Genomic DNA, 22,913 nt, shown 5'->3' on the forward strand with positions numbered 1-22,913 from the left:
GCCTCCAGCCGACCTGTTTCCGAGGTCCCCATCTACCCGAGGTGTCCCTATGCCCCATCCGACTGCGACACCCTTCGGTACCTGGTCGTCGCCCGTCACGTCCGAACTCGTGGCGAGTGCCGCGATCAACCTTGCCGATGTGTTGCTGGATGGCAGCGACGTGTACTGGGTCGAAGGCAGGCCGCAGGAAGCCGGGCGCCATGTGCTCGTACGTCACAACGAAGACGGGGCGAAGCTCGACGTCACGCCGCCGCCTCTTTCCGCACGTACGCGTGTTCACGAGTATGGCGGCGCCGCGGCGCTTGTCGCGGACGGCATCGGCTACTTCAGCAACTTCCAGGATCAGCGGCTCTATCGCATCGAAGGCGGCGGTCCTCCCGTGCCTCTCACGCCGCCCCCTGCCCCAGGCCAACCCGATGCCGCGCTTCGGTACGCCGACGGACGGATCGACAAGGGTCACCACCTGTGGATCGGCGTGCGCGAGGATCACCGGCAAGCAGACAAGGAGGCCATCAACGCGATCGTGGCGCTGGATGTGACGTCGGAAGGAGCCGGCAACGTGCTGGTCCAGGGCCATGACTTCTACGCCTCGCCGCGCCTCAGCCCGGACGGTCGCCGCCTCGCCTGGCTCGCGTGGAACCACCCACGGATGCCATGGGAGGGCACCGAGCTTTGGGTCGCGGCGTTCGACGGTACCGCGGTGGAGAACCCGACCCGGGTCGCCGGGGGTCCCGGCGAATCCGTATTCCAGCCGGAGTGGTCGCCCGATGGCGTCCTCCATTTCGTGTCGGACCGGTCCGGCTGGTGGAACATCCATCGAACGGATGCGAGGGGCAACGCCGTCAATGTCTGTCCGAAGGCGGCGGAATTCGGACGACCGCAATGGAACCTGGGGATGTCGACCTATGCATTTCTGTCGCCTACAGAAGTGGTGTGCACGTACGTCGAGGGTGGCCTCGGCAAGCTGGCGCTGCTGGACCTCGAAACCGGCTGGCTGACGGATATCGACCTGCCCTACAGCGACTTTTCGTCGGTGCGAGCACAAGACGGAAAGGTGGCTTTCAAGGCCGGGGCTCCGACGCTGGCGAGCGCGATCGTGGTGCTGGATCCGCGCTCGGGCAAAGCCACGGTGATTCGAAAGTCCAGCACCCTCGCCGATGACCCGGCGATCCATCGACACCTTGCCGCACCCCAACCGATCGAGTTCCCGACGCGGCGCGGCCAGACCGCGTTCGCCCATTTCTATCCGCCGAGGAATGCCGACCATCTCGCCCCGGACACCGAACTGCCGCCGCTCCTGGTCCGATGCCATGGCGGGCCGACCTCTTCGGCGTCGATCACGCTCGACTTGCGCACGCAGTTCTGGACCAGTCGAGGCGTCGCGGTGGTCGATGTCGACTATGGCGGAAGCTCCGGCTACGGTCGCGCCTACCGCGAGCGCCTGCACGGGATGTGGGGCGTCGTCGACGTCGAGGACTGCGCCGCCGCCGCGCGCTATCTGGTCGACAAGGGATGGGTCGATGCAAGCCGGATCGTGATCACCGGCAGCAGTGCCGGGGGATTCACGGTGCTCGGTTGCCTCACCTCCAGCGATCCTGCCGTGCGCCGGATGTTCCGGGCCGGCGGCAGCCACTACGGGGTCAGCGATCCGGAGGCCCTGGCCCGGGATACGCACAAGTTCGAGTCCCGCTACCTGGACTGGCTGATCGCGCCTTACACGGACACGGACGGTCATCGCGAGACCTACCTCGAGCGCTCCCCCGTTCGCCATGCCGACCGGCTGACGGCGCCAGTCGCGTTCTTCCAGGGTGCGGAGGACAAGATCGTCCCGCCGAGCCAGACCGAGCTGATGATCGCGGCGCTTCGTCAGAAAGGGATCACCACGCAGTACCTGCTCTTCGCGGGAGAACAGCACGGCTTCCGTCAGTCTTCGAACATCCAGTGGGCGCTGGATGCGGAGTTCTATTTCTTCAGCACCCTGGTCTTCCGCAGCCACGGCGCCGCATAGCGCGCCAGAAGCAGGCAGAAGGCCAGACCTGCCAGGACGAAGCGGCTGCCGGTGCGAACCGACGCCGGCTTGGCCAGAGCGGGCGACGTCAACGCTGCCGCCAGCCGTTCCCGCGATTGCAGACGAAGAAACACCATGCCCTGCTCGCCGGCCAGCAGACGCAGATAGCCTTCCCGCAGCGACGACAGGTGTTCGAGTCCCGGCGTGGCGCCGAGCATCGGAGCGGCCGCACCCGCGTGCTCGTCTGCCAGTGTTTCGCCACGCACACTCGCGCCGCGTCCCTGGCTGCGCAGATCGGTCTGCATCACCTCGTCGGCTCGCCAGAAGCCGAGCGGCTGTCCTTCGGGATCGGTCTTGGGGATCGGCGATGGAAGCTGGTCGCCCACACCCACGATCAGCCCCGGGACTTCGCCCGGCTTGTCGTCGAACGAGGGCCGGTAGTGCGCGTTCAGCGGGGGCGCCTCCTGCCCGTCGGTGACGAACACCAGCGACGGCGAGTCCGGCAGTTGCTTGGCGATGCCGATCGCACTGTGCAACCCCTTGGCGATCTCGCTGTTGCCCGACCAGGCCATGCGCGCATCGATCTGCGCCAACGTCGAACGCAGCTCGCTCAGGTTGGCGCACACCTCGATCGGCGCGAGCAACAGCAACGCACGGTACTCGGTGAAGATCGCCCAGCCCACCTTCGAGCCGCACGGCAACTGCAGCAGCGATTGCCGCAAGGCGTGCTTGGCGAAGGCAAGGCGCGAGACCGGCTGGCCACCGATCTGCTCGTCGGTGACGTTCATGCTCTGGGTCACGTCGAGCACGATCACGTGATCGAACAGTGAGCGCTCCATCATCACACCCGGATCGATCAAGCTGGCCGCCAGCGCGAGGGCGGCTAACGACAGCAGCCAGCGGTCGGTGCCGCGCCGCCACGAGACGCGCAATCGGTGCCAGAGCGTCATGGCAGACCCGGCGAGTAGCCGCGCATGGTGGTGGCCGCACGTTCGGCGTCTCGCCTGGTTTCGGGCGGCGCGACGTCCATCTCGTCGGGATCGGGGAGCAGGCGCTGTGCGCGCTCCAGGTTGTAGCGCGCATCCCAGTATTGCGGGTCGACGCGCAGCACGTCGCGGTAGATTTCCTTGGCGAGTTCGATCAGCGCGATGGCCTTGCCGGGCTCGGCGCCGGCTTGCACCACGACCGCCTGACGCATCAGCAGGTTGGCGCTGTTGTAGCGAGCCGCCTGGCCCAGCGGCGAATCGTCTTCCAGGCTGCGATAGAGGCGCAGGGCCGCGTCGTCGGCGCCGCTGTCGGCCCGCGCATGGGCCTGCGCGAATCGCACCTGGACCGGCACATCCTTGTCATCGGCCGGCAACGGGCCCGAGACAATCGATTTATTCCACAGATGCTGCCGCCAGGTGTGCGCGCCATCGATTGCCGCTGCAGCGGCGACCACCGCGAACACACCCAGCACCACGCGCGTGCGTCGCTGCGAGCTCATGCCCATCGCCGGATCTCCGCCAGGTTGGCTGCCAGCAGCAGCAGGATGCAGCCCAATGCAACACCCAACACCGGTGCCGACACGTCGCGCCTCGGCATGGTGTCGAGGTAGGTGATGGGCAGGTTCTCGAGACGGTTCACCGCATCGATGGCCTTCTTCAGCGCCTCGGGATCGCTGGCCTCGTAGGCACGGTATGAAGTGCCGAGCGATTCGAAGAAGCGATGCAGCGCGTACTCCGGCACCGACTCGACACTCTCCGGCGCTTCGCCCTTTTCCTGGATCAGTCCCGGGCTGTTGGTGGAGCGAAGGTAGATCCAGTAGAACGTGACGCGATGCTTGCGCGCAAGGTAAGCAATGCGCTCGCGGGCATCGGTGTCCAACCGGTCGCCGCCGTCGGACACCAGCATGACGATGCGCGAGCCGGTATAGGGACGATCGTCGAAGGACGACAGCGCCGATTGCAGCGCGAGGCCGATGTTGGTTTCCGAGAGGCCGCGGCCCACGTCGCCAGCCGCAATGGCGGCCTGGATCGCTTCGTTCTTCTGCGTGAACTCCAGGACCCGGATCGGCAAGGTGCTGAAAACGATCATGCCGAAGCGGTCGTCCTGCCGCTTGGCGATGAACTCCGACAGCAACTGCCGGGCGACCTTGCCCTTGGATTCGCGCATCCGGCTCGACTGCTTCATGTAGTAGTCGATGACCTCGGGGCTGGTGCCCTTCATCGCCGCGCCCGAGGGTCGTGCGCCCGCGAAGCCCTGGTCCATGCTGCGGCTGCGATCGAGCACCAGCACAATCTCGGCGCCCTTGCCGATGCGTTCGACCTCGTACTCCGGCCAATAGGGGCCAGCCATGCCGATGTCGAGGGCCGCGAGCGCCAGGACACCGATGATGCGCAGCGCCCAACCCAGAAGGTCGGAAGACCGGTCGCGCGGCATCAAGGCGGCCCAGCCGTTGTCGAGCGCCCTGCCCGACCGCGCGAACAGCGGCAGCAGGGCCAGAGGCAACAACCACAGCAGCCAGGGATGGTCGAAGCTCATGCGGCACCTCGCTCGGCATCGCGGCAACGCCGACAGAACCCGATCAGCCAGCTTCGGTCGGCACCGGCTTGCGGCTGCTGCTCATCCTTGCCGAAGAACTCGAGGCGCGACTGCCGGAAGAACCTGCCGAGGTCGTCGCGCAAATGCGCGAAGTGCGGTTTCGCCGTGACAAAGCGATCGACGCCCTCCTCGAAAACGACCTCTCCCATCGTCCGGTTCAAGGCGCCATGAAGATGCTGGAACGCCTCGCGCCATTGCGGCTCGGGACTCGCCGGCGTCAGGCCGCGCAGCGCGCGCCACGCCAGCGTGAACGGCCGATGTGCGCGTGTCCACCACGGCAGGCCGATGTACACGTGGGCAAGGTAGCCCAGCAGCATCAGCGCGACGAGGCCGTAGGCGGCGAGGCGCCAGCGCGCGAAGCGCGTGTCGATCAGCGGCGGGGCCGCGTCGGGCTGCAGTTCGCCGAGGCCGCGCCGGGGCGAGACCTCGACCGGCACCAGTGGCGACACCGTCACCGGCCAGGCTTCGACCCGGACCTCCTGCGCCCGCGGCTGCCCCTTGAAGCGCAAGGTGAACCCCGGCATCTCGAGCGTGCGCGGTTGCGGCGGCGAAAGAAACACCTGATAGGCCAACGTCAGTTCATGGCGCCGCCCTCCGGGCTCGGCACTGCTGCGTCGCACGACGCTGCGCAACTCGAGGGCGTTGCCGCGCGGGCCGGCCTGCGGCACGCTGGACTCGTCGAGCACGAGGCCGTCCGCAGCGTCGACCGTGACGGTGCGCGACACCCTGTCGCCAAGCTGGTAGCCGAAGGCCCTCGGTTCACTCAGGGTGGCATCCACCTGTCCCGGAAGCATTGCTGCGCAAGCCGCCGATGCGACCCAGCCCAGCAGCGAGCCGCAGAGCTTGCGTGAGGCCAGGGCCATCTGCCGGATCGTCATCGTGCATCGCTCACGTGCGGCTCACGAGTGGAAGTGCCGCGTCACCGCGTCGGCATCGAAGGCGCCCTCGATGAACAGCGGCTTGACCCGGTTCACCTGAAAGATTCGGAGCAAGGCATCGCGGCGCTGCTGCTGGGCCGCCAGCCATTTTTCGCGCAGGGCCGGACGCCACCACAGCAGTCGCGTGACGCCGGTTTCCGGGTCGGTCACTTGCACCAGGCCGCGCCGCGTGCTCGGCCCGAACTCCAGTGGGTCCCATAGGACCACCGGCACCAGATCGTGGTGCGCCATCGAGGCCACCGTGTCCTCGACCTCCGACAGCGGCAGATGGAAGTCCGAGACGAGAAAAACCAGCGAACGTTGCCGGCCCAGGTAGCGATGGGCCATCGACAGCGCGCGCGCCGAGCGGCCCTGGAGACGCAGCGAGCGAAGCGTCCGAGCCAGCGCGTCACCCATGCCGCGCGCGCGCGTCAGTGGCAACAGAACATCCTCGCGCACCGTGCTGTCGCAACCGACGAAGCCGAAGCTGTCGCCGGTGCGCCAGGCCGACCACGCCAGGCTGTCGACGAAATCGGCCAGCACATCGAGCTTGCGGCGCGTGCCGGCAAAACCCATGGACGCCGACAGGTCCGCGACCATCACGACCGGAATCGCCTTGCGCTGGCTGTAGACCCGCACGATCCAGCTGCCGAACGGATCGCGCAGGCTTGCGTGCAGATCGAGCCGGCGCGGGTCCGGTGCATCGAGCAGCGACGCATGGCCGCGAAACTCGAAGCCGCTGTCCCCCCGCGAGCTGCGGTGATGGCCGGGAAAGTGGCCCAGCGCCGGCACCCCGATGCGGTAATGCAGTTCCTGCGAAGACTGGGGCGCGTTCATCTATGGTGCTGCCACGCTGTTGAGGATGCCACTCATCAAGCGGCCCGATATCTCGTGACGCCGCATCTCGTACACCGGCTGGTAGCACAGCCGGTGCGAGATGGTTTCGACGAAGACCGCCTGCACGTCCTTGGGCGTGACGTAGTCGCGCCCATCGAGCCAGGCCGCCACGCGGGCGGCGCGCAGCAGCAGGCTCATGCCGCGCGGGCTGGCGCCCGCGAGCATCAGGTGGGCGGCGTCCAGGTCCGACAGCCGCACGCCGTAGTCGGCGGGCGCCGCCGTCGCACGCCACAGGTCCATCGCATAGGTCTGCAAGGCCTCGGAGGTCTGCACGCCACGCTGGATCAGCTCAGACACCTGGTTCAGCTCCTGGTAGGCGACCAGGCCGCCGGCCAAGTCGCCGATCAGTCGATCCGTGTCGTGGAAGCGCGGCTCGGTCATCAGCTGGCGTCGCTCGGCATCGGTCGCAGGCGCGTCGATGGTCACTTCGAGCATGAAGCGATCACGTGCCGCGGCCGAGATCTCGAAAGTCTCTTCGCGCTCGACGCGGTTGCGATCGGCAAACACCACGAGGTGCGGAAAGCGGAACTCCCGATTGAACGCCGACACGCTGCGCTCGGCCATCACGCGCAGAAGCAGCGAATGAACCTGCGGGCGCGCCCGATTGATCTCGTTGAAGAAGAAGACCGCAAGGCTCTCACCGTGCTGGATCAGGGGCCCGCGCTCGACCGCCGGCTTGCCCTCGGCACTGATGTAGGTGTAGTAGATCAGGTCGTTGGGCATCAGGTCGATGGTGCCTTCGATGCGCCCGAAGTCACCGCCCAGCACCTGCGCGAAGGCCCGCAGCAGCGTCGTCTTGCCCACACCGACATCGCCTTGCAGCAGCACGTGGCCGCGCGCGAAGACGGCCGTGTTGATGAGGCGGATCGTCCGCGCCTGGCCGATCACCGCCTTGGCGACCTCGGCTTCGAGCATCAGCGCACGCTGGCGCCAGTCGCTCATCACCCCATCGTCTCGATTCATCCGAAAACCTCCGTTCTCAGCCTTTCAGCCTTAACCGCCCGCGCCGCGCACGCCCTTCATTCGCTCGACGGCCGCACGCTCCTTGGCGTATTCCTCCCGGCAGGCCCGTGCGTAGTCTTCGGGGCCGAGGTAGGTGACCTCCTGGTCGTACCTGGCCAGGTCATCGACGAAGCGCGGATCGAACAGGGCCTTCTTGAAGCCGTCGTGCAGCACGGCCAGCACGTCGGGTGGCAATCCGCGCGGACCGGCCAGGCCGTAGGGCGACATCGCCACGATGTCGAAACCCAGCTCGCGCAATGTCGGCACCTTCGGCCAGCGCGGCGAGCGCTGTGCCCCAAAGGTTGCGAGCAGCCGCAGGCGGCCCGCATCGACCTCCGGCGCAAAGCCCGATGAATTGACGCCCGCCATCACCTGGCCCGACTCCACGGCCAGGGTCAGCTCGGAGGTGCCTTTGTACGGCACATGGATGTAGCGCAGCCCGCGCTCGGTGAACAACGCTTCGAGGACGAGGTGCGGCGTGGTGCCGACGCCGTTGGTGGCGATGCTCAGCTCGCCGGGCCGCTTGCGTGCAAAGTCGAACAGCTGGCCGAGCTCGCGCATCGGGCTGGCCGCACGCACCAGCACTCCGAAGGTGACGCCCGAAATCTGGATGATGGGCGTGACGTCCCGCACCGGGTCCCACAGTACCTTTTGTAAGAACGGCGCCCGAAACACCGGCTGCGGCATCTGCGCGATCGTGTAGCCATTGGGTTCGGCCTGCTGCAGGATCGGCATCGCCAGCGTGCCGCCGGCGCCAGGGCGGTTCGCAACGATCACGGGCTGGCCGAGCGCCGGCGCCGCAAGTTCGGCCAGCAGCCGCAGCGACAGGTCGGTCGCGCCACCCGCCGCCCACGGCACCCACATCATGATCGGCCGGGAGGGAAAGGCGTCGCTGGCGAGCGCGCGCGGAACATGCGCAAGAGGCCCCGCCGACATCGCCAGCGCGGCGGCACGACCCAGCCAGCGTCGGCGGTCGAGGTTCATGCCGGGCCTCCACCGCGCTTCGTCAATCCACCAAAGCCGCGCTGCGGGTCGTAGCCCCAACAGGCCAGCACGAAGAACACCACGAGGCACCCCAGCACGATCCAGGGCGCCTCGCCCGGGTCCTTGCCATACAAAGCGAACCGGATCCACTCGATGGCGTGCGTGAACGGGTTGAAGCGGGCCAGTTGATAGACCCATTCGGCGCCGGACTCCCTCAGCTTCCACAGCGGGTACAGCGCGGTGGACATGAAGTACATCGGAAAGATCACGAAGTTCATCGTGCCGGCGAAGTTCTCAAGCTGCTTGATGTGCACCGACAGCAGCAGGCCGAGCGCGCCCAGCATCAGCGCTCCGCAGACCAGCGCTATCAAGGCATGCAACCCGCCCAGCGAGAGCAGTGGCAGGTCGGTGCCGATCAAGGTCGCGACGATCACGAAGGCCAAGGCCTGGAGCACCGACAGCAGCCCCGTCGCGCAGAGCTTGCAGAACAGGAGCCACGCGCGTGGCAAGGGTGCGGTGAGCAGCAGCCGCATCAAGCCCATCTCGCGGTCGTAGACCATCGCCAGCGACGACTGCATCCCGTTGAACAGCAGCACCATGCCCACCAGGCCCGGCGCGATGTAGACGTCATAGGGGATATAGGTGTCGTAGGGCTCGACGATCGCGACGCCGAACACGTTGCGAAAGCCCGCCGCGAACACCGCCAGCCACAAGAGCGGACGAACCAGCGCCGACACCAGGCGGCCGGTCTGCTGCGAGAACTTGAGCAGCTCGCGCATGACGATCGCCTGCATGGCCTGCAGGGCGTGCACGAGCCCACGGCGCTGCGCGAGTTCAGCTTCGCCGGCTTCCACGGGAATCAATGCGTCGTCTTGCATCGCTTCTCCGGGGCGTCCGCGCCCAGTGTGTCCAATACGTTGGTCGGGTGCAGCAGACCCTCCACCGGCGCCTGCGCAATCACGCCCTGCCCGTCGGTGAGCAGCATGGTCTGGCGCAACTGGCCGTCCCAGGGCCGAAAGCTCAGGTTCGTGCCCTTGGAGCCATCGAGCGGCGTCTTGGCGAGCCCTTGCGCCCAAGTCGCGGCGGGCCCCTTCGGCGCCGCGGTCGCGACCGCGATCAGCGCCTTGCCTGCCATCCACGCCGACCAGTCGCTCTCGGTCATGGGCCGGCCGGCCGCCTTGGCGAACCGGCGGGAGACCTGTGGGGCGCCGTAGCGCTCGAACTGCGCATGCCAGGCCACGGCCACCAATCCCGCATCACCCACCACCGGCCGAGGCAACACCGTGCGATACGGCAGGCTGCGCGCGAATTCGCCATCGCTGTCGACCACCCAGACGGCGTCGTAAGTCGTGCCGGCCGTAAGCAGCATCGGATTGGCCAGATCGCGCTCCCGCGGGTCGCCCGACAGCTTGAAGGGCTTGGTCGCGACCACCTGCAAGCCGTAGCGCTTGAGCGAGGCCTGCACCGTCGCGGCCCGCAACTGATCCTGCGCACTCGGGCCGACGAGCAGGAGCACTTTGCTCCATTTGCGCGACACGAGCGTTTGCGCCAGTGCGTCGGCACGCATGCGCTCGCTCGGGACGATGTGGAACAGGCGCGCCCGGCAGTCCTGCTCGCGCAGGCGGTCGGCGGCGTCGCCGATGTTGATCACCGGCAGCTTCACGGCATCGACCACGGCCAGCGTCCAATCGGCAGGAAGGTCCGTGAGGAGCACTGCGGCGCCCGCCTTTTCGGCCGCCTGCGCGGCGGCGCGTGCCGCCTCCGGCGAGGCGGCGGACTGCTTCGTCAACACCACGGCCGCATCGACGGCCTGCAGCTCGAACTGCCCTTCCTCCAGCGCGACATCCAGCCCGTCGCTCGCCGGGCCGCCAGGGTGGCCCAGGAACTGGCGCTCCAGGCGCGAGCGTTCGAGCCGCGCGTCGGAGTCGGGCACCAGGAGCGTCGCTTTCAACGGAGTGACCGCGCCCGCCGCCTGTCCGGCCGACGTCGACGCCGCAAGCAGCAGCGACATGCCGACGAAACAGGCGGCTCCCTTCATTCAACCACCACCAGCCCATAGGGCACGCGGCCGACCGGGATGCTCTTGATCGGCTTGGCCGCCGCGACATCGACCACGGTCACGTCGTCGCTCAAACCGTTGACCACATACAGCCGGGCTTCGGCCTTGTCGAGCGTGACGTTCCACGCGCGCTTGCCGACCAGCACGAGATTCGTGACCTTGCGCTGCGGCACGTCGACGAACGCGACATGATTCGCCCTGCCCAGCGCCACGAAGGCGCGCTTGCCGTCGCGCGACATCTGGATGCCCACCGGCGTGATGTCTTCGCTGCGCGCGCCCTTGACTTCGAACTTCAGATTGCCGACCACGGCACGGGTGGCCGTGTCGATGATGCTGACGCTGGCATCGAGTTCATTCGTGACCCACAGCTCCTTGCCGTCGGGCGTGAAGGCCATGCGACGTGGCCGCTTGCCCACTTTGACGTTCTTGACGATGGAAGCGCTGGCGACGTCGATCACGTGCACGAGGCTCGCGACCTCGGAGGTCACGTACAGCGTCTTGCCGTCCGCACTGACTTTCACGCCTTCGGGCTCCTTGCCGACCTTGATCGACTTGAGCACCTTGCCGTTCGACGCATCGACGAAGCTGACCGCGCCTTCGTCCTCGTTGGACACGTAGATGGTCTTTCCGTCCGGCGACAAATCGAAGGCCTCGGGCTCGTCACCCAGCGGAACGCGGCGCAGCGACTTGCCCGTCGCCGGGTCGATCACGTCCGCAACGTTCGACTCGGTGCAGGCGAGCATGATCAGGCGATCCGGCATGACCTGGATGTGCCGCCCTCGCTTACACGTCGGAATGGTGCCCTTGACGCTGAGCGTGGCCAGGTCGATCAGCGTGACTGCCTGGTCTTTCTCGCTCGACACATAGGCGGTGCCCTGCGCCATCGCGGCCATGCCGAGGCACGCGCCCAACAAGGCCGCTAACGAACGGGCGGCACACTTCGGAACCCCGGCAACTTCAACCATCTCGACGTCTCCTTGTTGATTTGAATCGGAACTACGGATCAGCTCGTGCGCGCGATGAAGCCCTCCTCCAGCGTGGGTTGTCCCAGCGCCTGTGTCACCTGGGCCGGCGTGCCATCGGCCAGGAGTTCGCCGTGGTGCAGCACGAGGACGCGGTCGGCACCTTCGGCCTCCTCCACCCGATGCGTGGCCCACAGGACGCAGACTCCGCGCTCCTGCACGTTCGCATGCAGGGCGCGCATCAGGTCCTGGCGCGATCGGGGGTCCAGGCCCACCGTGGCTTCATCCATCAGGAGCACGGAGGGCCGATGCAGCAAGGCGCGCACGAGTTCGACCTTGCGTCGATTGCCGCCGGACAACTCGCGCACCCTGCGATCGAGATCGGCGTCGATGCCCAGCTGGGCGCAGCCGGCCTCGATGCGCTGCGCCGCCAAGCGCCGCGGCAGGCCGTGCAGGTCGGCCTGAAACAGCAGGTTCCGGCGGATGCTGAGATCCAGGTCGAGCGACACCTGCTGGAACACGACGCCGATATGGCGCAAGGCCGCTGTCGCAGACCGGTGGAACGAATGGCCGGCCACTTCGACCTCGCCTTCGTCGGCGGCAAACAGCCCGGTGAGCACCTGGAACAAGGTCGACTTGCCCGCGCCATTGGGCCCCAGCAGCGCCACGAACTGACCTGACGCCAGGCTGAGTGAAAGGCTCTTGAGCGCCGCCCGTGCGCCGTAGCGCTTGGTCAGACCGGTGGTCCGCAGCATGGTCGTCGTTGGCAACGTCTGTGGCATGAATACCTTCGAGCATGCAATAGGCGCGCCCATCGGCGCAAGCGGGTTGCGCCCTGCAGGCGGCACGGGCTGCAGATGCTTCGTCTGCCGGTGAAACACTCTGTGTCGAAAGTGGTTGCCACAATTTCGGCGCAGAGGGTTTCCCCTTAGCGCAATGGCCAATTCGAACGACTCGAAATAGAGGCGGCGGCATCTGGCTGGACCCGCGAATTCGAAGTGTTCCAGCGGGCGCGCATCTTGCATTTAGTGCACTTGCCGGCTTCATTGCGTTGCGCGGCAGTCGCCCTGTCGGCACGTCCGTGCGGGCGGTATCTGTGAATCAGAACAAGGAGACTTCGATGCGAATTTCCGGGCATTTTCACGGGCGACTTTGGCGTTATTCGGCTGCGGCGCTCCTCGCGATGCCAGCGTTGGCATTAGCCAATGCCGACGTCGAGAAAAATATCGCCAATTCGAAGAATTGGGCGATGCAGGCTGGGGACATGTACAACCAGCGCTACAGCAAGCTCAAGCAGATCAACACCGGCAACGTGGGGAAGATGCAGGTCGCGTGGACCTTCTCCACCGGCGTGCTGCGAGGGCATGAAGGCTCGCCACTGGTCATCGACGGCAAGATGTACCTGCATTCACCGTTCCCCAACAAGGTCTTCGCGATCGATCTCGATACGCAGAAGATCCTGTGGAAGTACGAGCCGAAGCAGGACCCGGCGGTGATCCCGCAGATGTGCTGCGACACGGTCTACCGCGGCCTCGCGTATGCCGAGGGCAAGGTCTTCCTGCAACAGGCCGACAGCAATCTCGTCGCGCTCGACGCCAAGACCGGCAAGCCCGTCTGGACCGTGAAGAACGGGGACCCGAAGCTGGGCGCCGTCAACACCAACGCGCCGCACGTCTTCAAGGACAAGGTCATCACCGGCATCAGCGGCGGCGAGTGGGGTGTGCGGGGCTTCCTTGTGGCCTACGACATCAACACGGGCAAGGAGGTCTGGAAGGCCTACAGCACGGGACCCGATGCCGAAATGCTGATGGACCCGGACAAGACCATGACCTGGACTGACGGCAAGATGGCGCCCGTCGGCAAGGACTCTTCACTGAAGACCTGGAAGGGCGATCAGTGGAAGCTCGGCGGCGGCACCACCTGGGGCTGGTACAGCTACGACAAGAACCTGAACCTGGTGTACTACGGCACCGGCAATCCGTCAACCTGGAACCCCTCGCAGCGCCCCGGCGACAACAAGTGGTCCATGACCATCTTCGCGCGTGACGTCGACACCGGCATGGCCAAGTGGGCCTACCAGATGACGCCGTTCGACGAATGGGACTTCGACGGCATCAACGAGATGATCCTGGCCGACATCGACGTCAAGGGCAAGCCCACGAAGGCGCTCGTGCACTTCGACCGCAATGGCTTTGCCTACACGATGGACCGCGTGACGGGCGCATTGCTGGTGGCCGAGAAGTACGACCCCAAGGTGAACTGGGCCACGAACGTCGACATGAAGACCGGTCGCCCGCAAGTGGTGTCCAAGTACTCCACCGCGCAGAACGGACCCGACGTCAACAGCAAGGGCATCTGCCCGGCAGCGCTGGGCTCCAAGGACCAGCAGCCGGCTGCCTTCGACCCGGAGACCAAGCTCTTCTACGTGCCGACCAATCACGTGTGCATGGACTATGAGCCGTTCAAGGTCGAGTACACCGCCGGACAACCGTACGTCGGCGCCACGCTCTCCATGTACCCGGCACCGGGCAGCCATGGCGGCATGGGCAACTACATCACCTGGAACGCCGGCACCGGCAAGATCGTGCAGAGCCATCCCGAGAAGTTCTCGGTGTGGAGCGGCGCGCTCAACACGGCTGGCGGCCTGTCGTGCTACGGCACGCTCGAGGGCTACATGAAGTGCGTGGACAAGAAGAACATCAACAAGGAACTCTTCAAGTTCAAGACGCCCTCCGGCATCATCGGCAACGTGTTCAGCTATGAACACAAGGGCAAGCAGTACATCGGGGTGTTCTCGGGCATCGGCGGCTGGGCCGGCATCGGCATGGCCGCGGGCCTCGAGAAGGACCAGGATGGCCTGGGCGCCGTGGGCGGCTACAAGGAACTGAATCAATACACCGAGCTCGGTGGTTCCTTGACCGTGTTCGCACTGCCCGGCAACTGAGTGTGGGGCCCCTGTGGGCCGGATCCGGAGATGGCAGTCGAAAGGCTGCCATCTCTTCATGCTGAAGACAACAAGGATCTCGCAATCATGAGTTCTAGGAAGGCGTTTCTTATCGCTTGCGCGATGCTGTCCATGGCAGGCGCACTTCACGCGGACGACAAGCCCCCTTACAAGGTGGTGGATGGCTACAAGGTCGACAGCGAAACGATCAAGGGCTTCCGGGCGTGGCGCGCCGCCGCCTGCGACCGCTGCCACGGCGCCAACCAGGAAGGACTGGTCGGGCCATCGCTGATCGTCAGCATGAAGACACTCTCGAAGGAGGACTTCGTCAAGGTCGTGACCAACGGCCGGCTGGACAAGGGCATGCAGAGTTTCGGCACCAGCCCGGTCGTCATGGAGAACATCAACCAACTCTACGCCTACCTCAAAGGCCGGTCCGACGGCGCCATCACGCGCGCGAAGGTCGAAGAGATACCCAAATGACCCTCCCCGGCCCCCATCGATGCATGCTCGCGGCAGCCGGCATCGCGCTGGCGGCGCTCGCGGCCGGCGTGGCTGCCCAGGACGCCCCTGCCAAGCGCACCGCGCTGCGTGTCTGTCAGGACCCGAACAACCTGCCGTTCTCGAACGTCAAGGGCGAGGGGATCGAGAACAGGATCGCTGAAGTGTTCGGCAAATCGCTGAGTTTGCCGGTGACCTACTACTCCTTTCCGCAGCGCCTGGCCTTCATCCGGAACACCCTGAGGTTCAAGCTGCCGGGCCAGGACTACCCGTGCGACATCGTGATCGGCGTGCCCGCGGGCTACGACCAGGTGTCGGTTACCAAGCCGTACTACCGCTCGACCTACGCGTTGGTCTTCCCGAAGGGCAAGGGCCTGGACAAGGTGGCATCCGGCGAGGACTTCCTGAAGCTCGATCCGGCCCAACTGGCCAAGCTGCGTATCGGCATCTACGACCGCTCGCCCGCATCGGCGTGGCTCGTCAAGCACAGCCTCGTCGAGCAGGGCGTGCCTTACCAGGTCATGAACGCCGACCCGGCCCAGTATCCCGGCGAGATCATCGAGAAGGACCTCGCGGCCGGCAAGATCGACGTCGCCATCGTCTGGGGCCCGATCGCCGGCTACTACGCGCAGCGTGTCAAGTCGCCGCCACTGGCGGTGGTGCCGCTGAAATCGGAGCCCGGCGTCCAGTTCGACTACCAGATCGCCATGGGCGTGCGCTACGGCGAGCGCGAATGGAAGCAGCAGGTCGAAGGCCTGATCGAATCCAACCGGTCGCAGATCGAGGCCATCCTGAAGGAGTACGGCGTGCCGCTCGTCGACGCCTCGTACGCGGCCCCGAAGCAATAGTGCGCCCCTCCTCCCGATGAACGCAATTTCCGCCCTCAGACTGGCACTCGCGTTGATCTGGTGGATGCCCTGGCTGGCCGTGGCGGCGACCGATTTCTCGGTGGCCGAACGGGCGCTCTTCATGGACAACCAACTCGCCGGGCTGCGGCCTCCGCTCACCCTGCACTACGCCTTTCACAAGACCGGGACCCTGGAAGAGCCCTTCGACGACACGGTGAGCCTGATGCTGACGGCGCAGCCCGACGGCAAGTGCTGCGCTGTTCGCGCCGAGTTCTTCAGCGGCGCGCGCGCTGTGCGCCAGCCCGAGATCGAAAGCGCCGAAGGCAACCCGGCCATCCTCTACTTCCTCGAACGGGACATTCGCGAGATGCAGCGCCTGACGAAAGGCCAGGCCAACTACTTCCGCAAGCGCATCCGCATGGCGGTGTACCAGGGTGCCACGGTGCGCACCGTCAACCTGCCCTATCGCGGCAAGCCGGTCGCGGTGCGGGAGATCAGCATCTCGCCCTACCTCGACGATCCGCTTCGCGCGCGATTCGAAAAGCTGGCCAACAAGACCTATGTCTTCCTGCTGTCGGATGCCGTACCGGGCGGCCTCTATGGCATCCGCAGCCGAATCGACGGAGAATCCGCCGCCTCGGCGCCGTTGATGGCCGAGGAGATGCTTATCGACGGCGCCGGACGCCAACCCTGACGGACCTCCCATGCAACGTTCGCCCACATCGCTCAAGTCGCCCCTTCTGCTGCTGGGCCTGTGCGGAGCCCTGCTGATGGGCGCGAGCCCAGCCCATGCAAACGACTTCCCCACCGCGGACCGTGTGCTCTACGTGCAGGAATGCATGCGCGCGCACCCTGGTCCTCAGTTCGAAATGATCAACAAGTGCTCGTGCGCGCTCGACGCGCTGGCCACCAACGTCAAGTACAAGGACTACGTGACGATGAGCACGATCACCAAGGCCATGTCCATCGGCGGCGAGCGTGGCGGCGCGATTCGCGACGTGCCTTCGCTGGAGCCTCAGGCCAAGCGCTACCGCGAGCTCCAGGCCAAGGCCGAAAAAGGCTGCTTCATCACCCCCGACGCAAGGTAGTCGGCGCGCAGCCAGGCACTTCAGGATTCGACGGGCACCCCGCCGAGCCGACGCGAGTTCTCCGGCGCGCGAAACACCAGGGGATGCTCCACGGCACCCGCCGGCGACAAGCTGCCCGCGCGCTCGACGGCCTCTTCCACCAGGTGATGGTGCGGACTCTTCACGCAGGCCGGGTCGGCAACGGCCGGGTCGTTGGCCAGCATGTAGGCCTGGCAGCGGCACCCGCCCAGGTCCTGCTCGCGGAATTCGCAACTCGCACACGGCTCCTTCATCCAGCCGGTGCCGCGATAGCGGTTGAAGCCCTCGGAATCGAACCAGATCTCGCGCAGGTCATGTGCGCGAACGTTCGGAAAGCTCAGCCCTGGCAGCATCTTCGCCGTGTGGCAAGGCAAGGCCGTGCCGTCGGGCGTCACGTTGAGGAAGGTGCTGCCCCAGCCGTTGACGCACCGCTTGGGCGTGCCTTCGTGGTAGTCGGGCGCAACGAAGAAGATCCGCATGCGCTCGCCCATGCGGGCCCGCCAGGCGTCGGTGGTGCGCTCGGCCTGCTGCAGCTGTGCATGCGTCGGCAGCAAGTGATCGCGGTTCAGGAAGGCCCAAGAGTAGTACTGCGTGTTCGCGAGCTCCAGATACTCGGCGCCGAGTTCGGCCGCCATGCCGATGATGCGGTCGATGTGGTCGATGTTCATGCGGTGGATCACCACGTTCATCACCATCGGCCAGCCCTGATCCTTGATGATCTTCGCGACGCGGCTTTTGAGCTCGAAGGTCTTGGTGTGCGAAAGAAAGTCGTTCATCTCCTTCGTGGAGTCCTGGAAGGACAACTGGACGTGGTCGAGCCCGGCGGCTTTCAGCGCCACGGCGCGCGCCGCCGTCAGGCCGACGCCGGACGTCAGCAGGTTGGTGTAGTAGCCCAGCCGATGCGCTTCGGCCGTGATCGTCTCCAGGTCGTCCCGCACCAGGGGTTCGCCGCCCGACAGGCCCAGTTGCACGGCGCCCAGTTCGCGCCCCTGGCGCAATACCCTCAGCCAGTCCTCGGTCGTGAGCTCTTCTTCCTGCCGCGCAAAGTCGATCGGGTTGTAGCAAAACACGCAATGCAGCGGGCAGCGGTAGGTCAGCTCCGCCAGCAGCCAGAGCGGAGGCCCCGGGGGTGCGTGCTGTGTCAGTCCCATGCCAGCCACCGTTGCTTTCCGGCCATCTCGACGAAGGCCAGCACGTCCTCGCCCAGCCCCTGGGTCGAAAAGGCCTGCTCCAACTCGCTGACGATGGCCGCCACGCTGCGCTGCCCGTCGCAGCGCTTCAGGATCTCGCCGCCGCTCTGGTTCAGCTTCACCATGCCCTCCGGATAGAGCAGCACGTGGCAGTCTTGCGCCGGCTCCCATTGCAGGCGAAAGCCCGTTCCGACACGCGGCTGGGTGGCGATGCTCGGCGGCGTCATGGAGTCACTCCGTATTTCAGGGCCATCGCATCACTCATCGCCCACAGGATGTCGAGCTTGAACTGCAGCACCTCCAGCGCCCTTTCCTGCATGGGCCGGGTGGTGAAGTGCGCGAGCGTGATCGCCAGCCCCTGCTCCACGTCGCGCCGCGCCTGGCTGACCCGGCTGCGGAAATACGACATGCCTTCCGGCTCGATCCACGGGTAGTGCTCGGGCCAGTTCGCCAGCCGCTGCTTGTGGATCTCGGGCGCAAAGAGTTCCGTCAGCGACGAGCAAACCGCCTCTTGCCACGGCGCCCGGCGAGCGAAGTTCACGTAGGCGTCGACCGCGAAGCGCATCGCCGGCGCCACGTGGCGCAAGTCGAGCACTTCTTCGCGTGTGAGGCCCACCGCCGTGGCGAGACGCAGCCAGGCTTCGATGCCGCCTTCGTCGCGCACGCCGTTCAACTCGAACCCATCGTGGTCGAGGATGCGCTGCACCCAGCCGCGCCGGACCTCCTGGTCGGGGCAGTTGGACAGCACCGCCGCATCCTTGATCGGAATCGCGATCTGGTAATAGAAGCGGTTGGCGACCCAGCCCCGTACCTGCTCTTGCGTCGCGCGGCCACTGTTGAGCATGAGATTGAACGGGTGGTGGATGTGATAGGCGCGACCGCGCTCGCGCAGTTGCGCCTCGAATTCGTCCCTCGTCCATGCCGGGGTGGTCTGAGTCATACGTCGATCTGCATGTTGTCCTCGCAGACCGCGATGCCGGCGCGCGTCAGCGTCGCACGCTCATCGGAGTCTTCGTCGAGGATCGGATTGGTGTTGTTGACGTGGATGAGCATGCGCCGCGTGTGCTGCGGCAGCTTGGCCATCCACTCGATCATTCCGCCAGGGCCCGACTGCGGCAGGTGACCGATGTCGCGGGCGGTCTTCGTGCCCAGGCCGAGGCGCGGCATCTCGTCATCGGTCCAGAAGGTGCCGTCGACCATGACGCAGTCGGCGAGCGCCATGGCGTCGAACACCTCGGGCGTGATCTGCCCGAGCCCGGGTGCGTAGAACGCCCGCCTGCCGCTGCGGTCATCGGAGATCAGGATCCCGATGTTGTCTCCCGGCACCGGCCGATCGCGGTGCGGCGAGTAAGGCGCGGCCTTGCTCGACAGCGGCAAGGCGCGAAAGCTCAGGTCCGCGACGCCTGTCACGGCGAACGAACCGCCGTCCAGGGCGATGCGATGCCGGTCCACGCCGCAGTAGTGGTCGAGGACGCGCAGCACGGGGTTGCCTTGGCTCAGGTCCTCGGCGACCGGGTCGGTACACCACAAGGGCAACGCGCCCTTGCGCTCGCGCAGCATGAAGAGCCCGGTCGCGTGATCGATCTGACCATCCATCAGCACCACGCCGGCGATGGCCGAATCGCGCAGTGAACGCGCGGGTTGCAGCACGGGCTTGCTGCGGATCTGCTCGAGGATGTCGGGAGATGCGTTGAACAGCACGCCGTCCACGCCGCCGTCAGGCTGAACGAAGATCGACGACTGCGTACGTGCCTTTGCTTTCAGCGTGCCCGCTCGCAGTCCCGCGCAGTTCCGGCAATTGCAGTTCCACTGCGGAAAGCCTCCGCCGGCAGCCGAACCCAGGACGGTGATGCGCATCGGCGAGGATGGACGACGCCCGACCGGGTGCAGACAAGCCGACACGCCGAAGGCCATGCCCCCGGAGTGCCGGACCTGCCGCAACCGGCGTCAGCGGGCAGCCACGTACATCGTGATTTCGAAGCCGAGGCGCACGTCAGTCGCGGTCGGGGTTTCCCATTTCATAAAGGTCTCCTTTGAAATGACACGGACACCGTGTGGTGCCGCGGGAATCTTTCGATCCCTTGATGCATGGTCTCCCTTCGAGCGTGACCCGCACAGCCCGCGGATCATGATTCGAGGCTCATGATTTTCATGAATCGAACCTGACGCCGGGCCCGGCGAGCCGCTACCATGGCCCGCGTCCGATCCAATCCGGGCCACCTCCACTCATGAGCCTTCGGCTGAAGATCAACCTCATCGTCGTTTCGCTGACTTTCTTTTTCGCAGCGACCGTGCTGGCGTTGGAACTGCGCAGCATGCGCGAATCCGTGCATGAGGAAGTGGTGGCGGCCAACCGCGTTGCCGCGCTGCTGCTGCAGGGCACGGCCTTGCGCTACGCGGCACAAGGCACGCCGGCCATGCTGGCTTTCCTGCAGAGCATCGGACGGATCCGCTCCAACGATCTCACGCTGTTCGATGCGGAAGGACGCGAGCTCTACCGCTCCCCGCCGCCCACCTACAAGGCCGGCCGTGACGCGCCGGACTGGTTCAGCGCGCTGATCACGCCAACCCCCTCCGTGCAGGCCATCGAGTTCCCCGACGGCAAGCTGGTCGTGCGGGCGAACGCCTCGCGGGCTGAAGTCGACGCCTGGGACTACGTGGTGACGCTCGCCGTGGGCGCGCTGGGATTCCTGCTCGTGGTCAATGCCATGGTGTTCTGGCTGGTGGGGCGTGCGGTGCGGCCCTTCGGCCAGATCGTCCGGGCCCTGAACCAGCTGCAAGCCGGGCAGTTCAACGCGGCGCTGCCGCCACTGGCAGGCACCGAGGCCGCGGCCATCGGCGCGGCCTTCAACCGCATGGTCGGCGTCCTGCAGGGCCACATCGAGACCGAACGCCGTGCGGTGCGCGCCGAGATGCAGCTCTCCGACAGCCGCGACCTCGCGCAGTGGATCGACAAGCACATCGAAGCCGAGCGCCGCATGATCGCGCGGGAACTGCATGACGAGCTCGGCCAGTCGGTCACGGCGATGCGAAGCATGGCGCTGTCGATCGCCACGCGTGTGCACTCGTTCGACCCGCAGGCCGAACAGGCGGCGCGCCTGATCGCCGACGAATCCTCGCGCCTGTACGACGCGATGCACGGCATCATCCCCCGCCTGACACCCCTGGTGCTGGACAACTTCGGCCTGGCCGAGGCGCTGAACGACCTCGTCGAGCGCACGCAGCGCACCCACGCGGACGTGCAGATCGCGCTGAAGGTCGAGCTGTCCGACGCGGTGCCGGGCGCCGACGCATCGCTCGCCCTGTACCGGGCGGCGCAGGAAGGCCTCACCAATGCGCTGCGCCACGGCAGGGCCCATCGCCTGCAACTCACCCTGCAATACCTCGCCGGCGAATTGACGCTGGAACTCGTCGACGACGGCAGCGGCATGCCGCCCGAGGATCCGCAGCGCAGTGGCCACTACGGACTGCGCTGGCTGGCCGAACGAGTCGAGGCGCTGAAGGGCACCCTGGAGATCGGGCGCGTTTCGCCCCATGGCGTGCGCCTGCAGGTGCGCTTGCCCCTGTCGGCCAGCGAGGGCGCCGCATGATCCGCGTACTCCTGGTCGACGACCACGCATTGGTACGCGTGGGCTTTCGCATGCTGCTGGCCGACGCGCAGGTCGAAGTGGTGGCGGAAGCCGAGAGCGGCGAACAAGCCTGCATCGACTACCCGCGAGTCAGGCCGGACGTCGTGGTGATGGACATTTCGATGCCGGGCATGGGTGGCCTGGAGGCGGTCCGGCGCCTGCTGGCGCAAGACCCGAAGGCGCGCATCCTGGCCCTCTCGGCCCACGAAGACACCGCCCATCCGAGGCGCGTGCTGCGCGCCGGAGCGCTCGGCTACCTGACGAAGCGCAGCGCGCCCGACGCGCTGATCGCCGCAGTCACCGCGGTGGCGCGCGGCGAGCGCTATGTCGACGGCCGCACCGCACAGGCGCTGGCGCTGACGCAGCTCGAAGGCGACACCAGTCCGGCCGATACGCTGAGCGAACGCGAGTTCTCGGTCTTCATCCAGCTTGCGCGCGGCCAGACCGTGGCGCAGATCGCCGAGACCCTGAACCTGTCGCCGAGCACGGTGGGGACGCATCTGTACCACGTCAAGCAGAAGCTGGGCGCGAGCAACCAGTCGGAGCTGACGCTGGTCGCGCTGCGGTGGGGGCTGATTCAGGCTTGAGAGACCGGTCCCGGATCAAGGATCTGCCATCCGGATTGCGACGCGTGCGCACGAAGTCTTTCATCCGGGGAGACTGCGACCGGGTGGGAGACCGCACTGAGCAACGGCAGATCGCCGATGGCGTCCGAATAGAACCACGATTGCTCGAACTCGGCCAGGCTGCGCCGCGAGCCTTGGGGCTGCGAAGCCAGCCATTCATTGACCCGTGTCACCTTGTGATGTCGGTAGCAGGGCTCACCGTCGATCTCTCCGGTGAACGGGCCCCCTGCCAATCCATCCACGGTGGCGGGACGCGTTGCCACCAGTTGGTCGATGCCGAACAGGCGCGCGATCGGGCCGGAGATCAGTTCCGTGGTCGCCGTTACGATCGCGCACAGGTCACCGTTGTCCTGATGGCGCTTCACAAGCGCCAGGGCCCATGCCGGCATGCGGGGAGCCATCTCGCGCTTGAAGTCCTGCTGCCATTGAGTGAGCGTTGCCCGTGAATACTGAAGCAGCGGCTGCATGTTCGCGCGGTGCATGGCATGGATGTCTAGCGTGCCTGCGATGTATTCGTGACAGTAAGCCAGGTAGCGCCCCTCGGCCTCGCCCGGCAGGATGCCCCGCCCGATCAGGAATTGGGTCCAGGCCATGCCGCTGTCGAAAGGGATCAACGTGAGGTCCAGATCGAACAGCGCGAGCTTGCCGGAGCCCATG

The 22,913-nt window shown here is 66.3% G+C and carries 25 protein-coding genes; 8 read left to right on the forward strand and 17 right to left on the reverse strand.

What is annotated here, in order from left to right; translation table 11 throughout:
• Positions 1-49: 49 nt before the first annotated feature.
• Positions 50-2,008, forward strand: a complete 1,959-nt coding sequence (locus QTI24_RS04465; RefSeq protein ID WP_286598584.1) for a S9 family peptidase — start codon at positions 50-52, stop codon at positions 2,006-2,008.
• On the opposite strand, the gene QTI24_RS04470 is transcribed toward QTI24_RS04465, so the two are convergent.
• From QTI24_RS04470 to QTI24_RS04520, 11 genes are all read right to left on the reverse strand, one after another.
• Positions 1,963-2,958 carry a vWA domain-containing protein gene (locus QTI24_RS04470; protein ID WP_286598586.1) on the reverse strand — a complete coding sequence of 332 codons (996 nt, stop codon included), beginning with the start codon at positions 2,956-2,958 and terminating at the stop codon, positions 1,963-1,965. The genes QTI24_RS04465 and QTI24_RS04470 overlap by 46 nt on opposite strands.
• Complete coding sequence (locus QTI24_RS04475; protein WP_286598588.1) at positions 2,955-3,494, reverse strand: MxaK protein; 540 nt, start codon at positions 3,492-3,494, stop codon at positions 2,955-2,957. Before QTI24_RS04475 ends, QTI24_RS04470 begins: the two co-directional genes overlap by 4 nt.
• A complete protein-coding gene (locus QTI24_RS04480) occupies positions 3,491-4,531 on the reverse strand; it encodes a vWA domain-containing protein (RefSeq protein ID WP_286598589.1) in 1,041 nt (346 codons plus the stop codon). The genes QTI24_RS04475 and QTI24_RS04480 overlap by 4 nt, the downstream gene beginning before the upstream one ends.
• Positions 4,528-5,454, reverse strand: a complete 927-nt coding sequence (locus QTI24_RS04485; protein WP_286598590.1) for a hypothetical protein — start codon at positions 5,452-5,454, stop codon at positions 4,528-4,530. The genes QTI24_RS04480 and QTI24_RS04485 overlap by 4 nt, the downstream gene beginning before the upstream one ends.
• Positions 5,455-5,490: 36 nt before the next feature.
• On the reverse strand, positions 5,491-6,345 hold the full coding sequence (locus tag QTI24_RS04490; protein ID WP_286598591.1) for a DUF58 domain-containing protein: 855 nt from the start codon (positions 6,343-6,345) through the stop codon (positions 5,491-5,493).
• Positions 6,346-7,368 carry an AAA family ATPase gene (locus QTI24_RS04495; protein ID WP_286598592.1) on the reverse strand — a complete coding sequence of 341 codons (1,023 nt, stop codon included), beginning with the start codon at positions 7,366-7,368 and terminating at the stop codon, positions 6,346-6,348. It abuts the gene before it with no gap.
• A gap of 30 nt (positions 7,369-7,398) precedes the next feature.
• Positions 7,399-8,391, reverse strand: a complete 993-nt coding sequence (locus QTI24_RS04500) for a Bug family tripartite tricarboxylate transporter substrate binding protein (RefSeq protein ID WP_286598594.1) — start codon at positions 8,389-8,391, stop codon at positions 7,399-7,401.
• Positions 8,388-9,269 carry an ABC transporter permease gene (locus QTI24_RS04505; RefSeq protein WP_503011194.1) on the reverse strand — a complete coding sequence of 294 codons (882 nt, stop codon included), beginning with the start codon at positions 9,267-9,269 and terminating at the stop codon, positions 8,388-8,390. Before QTI24_RS04505 ends, QTI24_RS04500 begins: the two co-directional genes overlap by 4 nt.
• Positions 9,251-10,429, reverse strand: coding sequence for a type 1 periplasmic-binding domain-containing protein (locus QTI24_RS04510; RefSeq protein WP_503011195.1), 1,179 nt, complete (start codon positions 10,427-10,429; stop codon positions 9,251-9,253). Before QTI24_RS04510 ends, QTI24_RS04505 begins: the two co-directional genes overlap by 19 nt.
• Positions 10,426-11,343, reverse strand: coding sequence for a PQQ-dependent catabolism-associated beta-propeller protein (locus QTI24_RS04515; RefSeq protein WP_286599269.1), 918 nt, complete (start codon positions 11,341-11,343; stop codon positions 10,426-10,428). Before QTI24_RS04515 ends, QTI24_RS04510 begins: the two co-directional genes overlap by 4 nt.
• Before the next feature lie 110 nt (positions 11,344-11,453).
• Positions 11,454-12,167 (reverse strand): lanthanide ABC transporter ATP-binding protein PedB/LutE, encoded by a 714-nt coding sequence (locus QTI24_RS04520; RefSeq protein WP_286599270.1) that lies wholly within the window; start codon positions 12,165-12,167, stop codon positions 11,454-11,456.
• Between the two features lie 428 nt (positions 12,168-12,595).
• Here QTI24_RS04520 and xoxF point away from each other — a divergent pair, with 428 nt between their 5' ends.
• The 5 genes from xoxF (at position 12,596) to QTI24_RS04545 (ending at position 16,793) form a co-directional block, all read left to right on the forward strand.
• Entirely contained in the window at positions 12,596-14,356 is a 1,761-nt protein-coding gene (gene xoxF / locus QTI24_RS04525) for a PQQ-dependent ethylene glycol dehydrogenase XoxF (RefSeq protein ID WP_503011196.1), read from the forward strand.
• A gap of 87 nt (positions 14,357-14,443) precedes the next feature.
• Positions 14,444-14,839, forward strand: coding sequence for a c-type cytochrome (locus QTI24_RS04530; protein WP_503011197.1), 396 nt, complete (start codon positions 14,444-14,446; stop codon positions 14,837-14,839).
• A gap of 23 nt (positions 14,840-14,862) precedes the next feature.
• Entirely contained in the window at positions 14,863-15,705 is an 843-nt protein-coding gene (locus QTI24_RS04535) for a substrate-binding domain-containing protein (protein ID WP_286599272.1), read from the forward strand.
• A 16-nt stretch (positions 15,706-15,721) separates the two neighbouring features.
• Positions 15,722-16,399 carry a hypothetical protein gene (locus QTI24_RS04540; protein WP_286598596.1) on the forward strand — a complete coding sequence of 226 codons (678 nt, stop codon included), beginning with the start codon at positions 15,722-15,724 and terminating at the stop codon, positions 16,397-16,399.
• 10 nt (positions 16,400-16,409) lie between these two features.
• Positions 16,410-16,793, forward strand: coding sequence for a hypothetical protein (locus tag QTI24_RS04545; protein WP_286598598.1), 384 nt, complete (start codon positions 16,410-16,412; stop codon positions 16,791-16,793).
• A 20-nt stretch (positions 16,794-16,813) separates the two neighbouring features.
• Here QTI24_RS04545 and pqqE read toward each other — a convergent pair whose 3' ends face one another.
• The 5 genes from pqqE to pqqA form a co-directional block, all read right to left on the reverse strand.
• A complete protein-coding gene (pqqE, locus tag QTI24_RS04550; RefSeq protein WP_286598599.1) occupies positions 16,814-17,962 on the reverse strand; it encodes a pyrroloquinoline quinone biosynthesis protein PqqE in 1,149 nt (382 codons plus the stop codon).
• Entirely contained in the window at positions 17,953-18,228 is a 276-nt protein-coding gene (gene pqqD, locus QTI24_RS04555) for a pyrroloquinoline quinone biosynthesis peptide chaperone PqqD (RefSeq protein ID WP_286598601.1), read from the reverse strand. Before pqqD ends, pqqE begins: the two co-directional genes overlap by 10 nt.
• A complete protein-coding gene (pqqC, locus tag QTI24_RS04560) occupies positions 18,225-18,941 on the reverse strand; it encodes a pyrroloquinoline-quinone synthase PqqC (protein ID WP_286598602.1) in 717 nt (238 codons plus the stop codon). Before pqqC ends, pqqD begins: the two co-directional genes overlap by 4 nt.
• A complete protein-coding gene (pqqB, locus tag QTI24_RS04565; protein ID WP_286598604.1) occupies positions 18,938-19,858 on the reverse strand; it encodes a pyrroloquinoline quinone biosynthesis protein PqqB in 921 nt (306 codons plus the stop codon). The genes pqqC and pqqB overlap by 4 nt, the downstream gene beginning before the upstream one ends.
• Positions 19,859-19,948: 90 nt before the next feature.
• Positions 19,949-20,023: a pyrroloquinoline quinone precursor peptide PqqA gene (pqqA, locus tag QTI24_RS04570; protein ID WP_286567061.1), complete on the reverse strand. Its 75-nt coding sequence runs from the start codon at positions 20,021-20,023 to the stop codon at positions 19,949-19,951.
• Positions 20,024-20,229: 206 nt separating this feature from the next.
• Here pqqA and QTI24_RS04575 point away from each other — a divergent pair, with 206 nt between their 5' ends.
• Positions 20,230-21,591, forward strand: a complete 1,362-nt coding sequence (locus QTI24_RS04575; protein ID WP_286598605.1) for a HAMP domain-containing protein — start codon at positions 20,230-20,232, stop codon at positions 21,589-21,591.
• The gene (locus QTI24_RS04580; protein ID WP_286598607.1) at positions 21,588-22,217 is read left to right on the forward strand and encodes a response regulator; all 630 of its coding nucleotides are present in this window, start codon (positions 21,588-21,590) and stop codon (positions 22,215-22,217) included. Before QTI24_RS04575 ends, QTI24_RS04580 begins: the two co-directional genes overlap by 4 nt.
• Here the strand turns inward: QTI24_RS04580 and QTI24_RS04585 are convergent.
• Positions 22,208-22,912: an HAD family hydrolase gene (locus QTI24_RS04585; protein WP_286598608.1), complete on the reverse strand. Its 705-nt coding sequence runs from the start codon at positions 22,910-22,912 to the stop codon at positions 22,208-22,210. The genes QTI24_RS04580 and QTI24_RS04585 overlap by 10 nt on opposite strands.
• Between the last annotated feature and the right edge of the window lies 1 nt (position 22,913).

Origin of the sequence: Variovorax sp. J22P240, from assembly GCF_030316855.1 — a bacterium.
In the GTDB taxonomy this organism is placed as follows: domain Bacteria; phylum Pseudomonadota; class Gammaproteobacteria; order Burkholderiales; family Burkholderiaceae_C; genus Variovorax.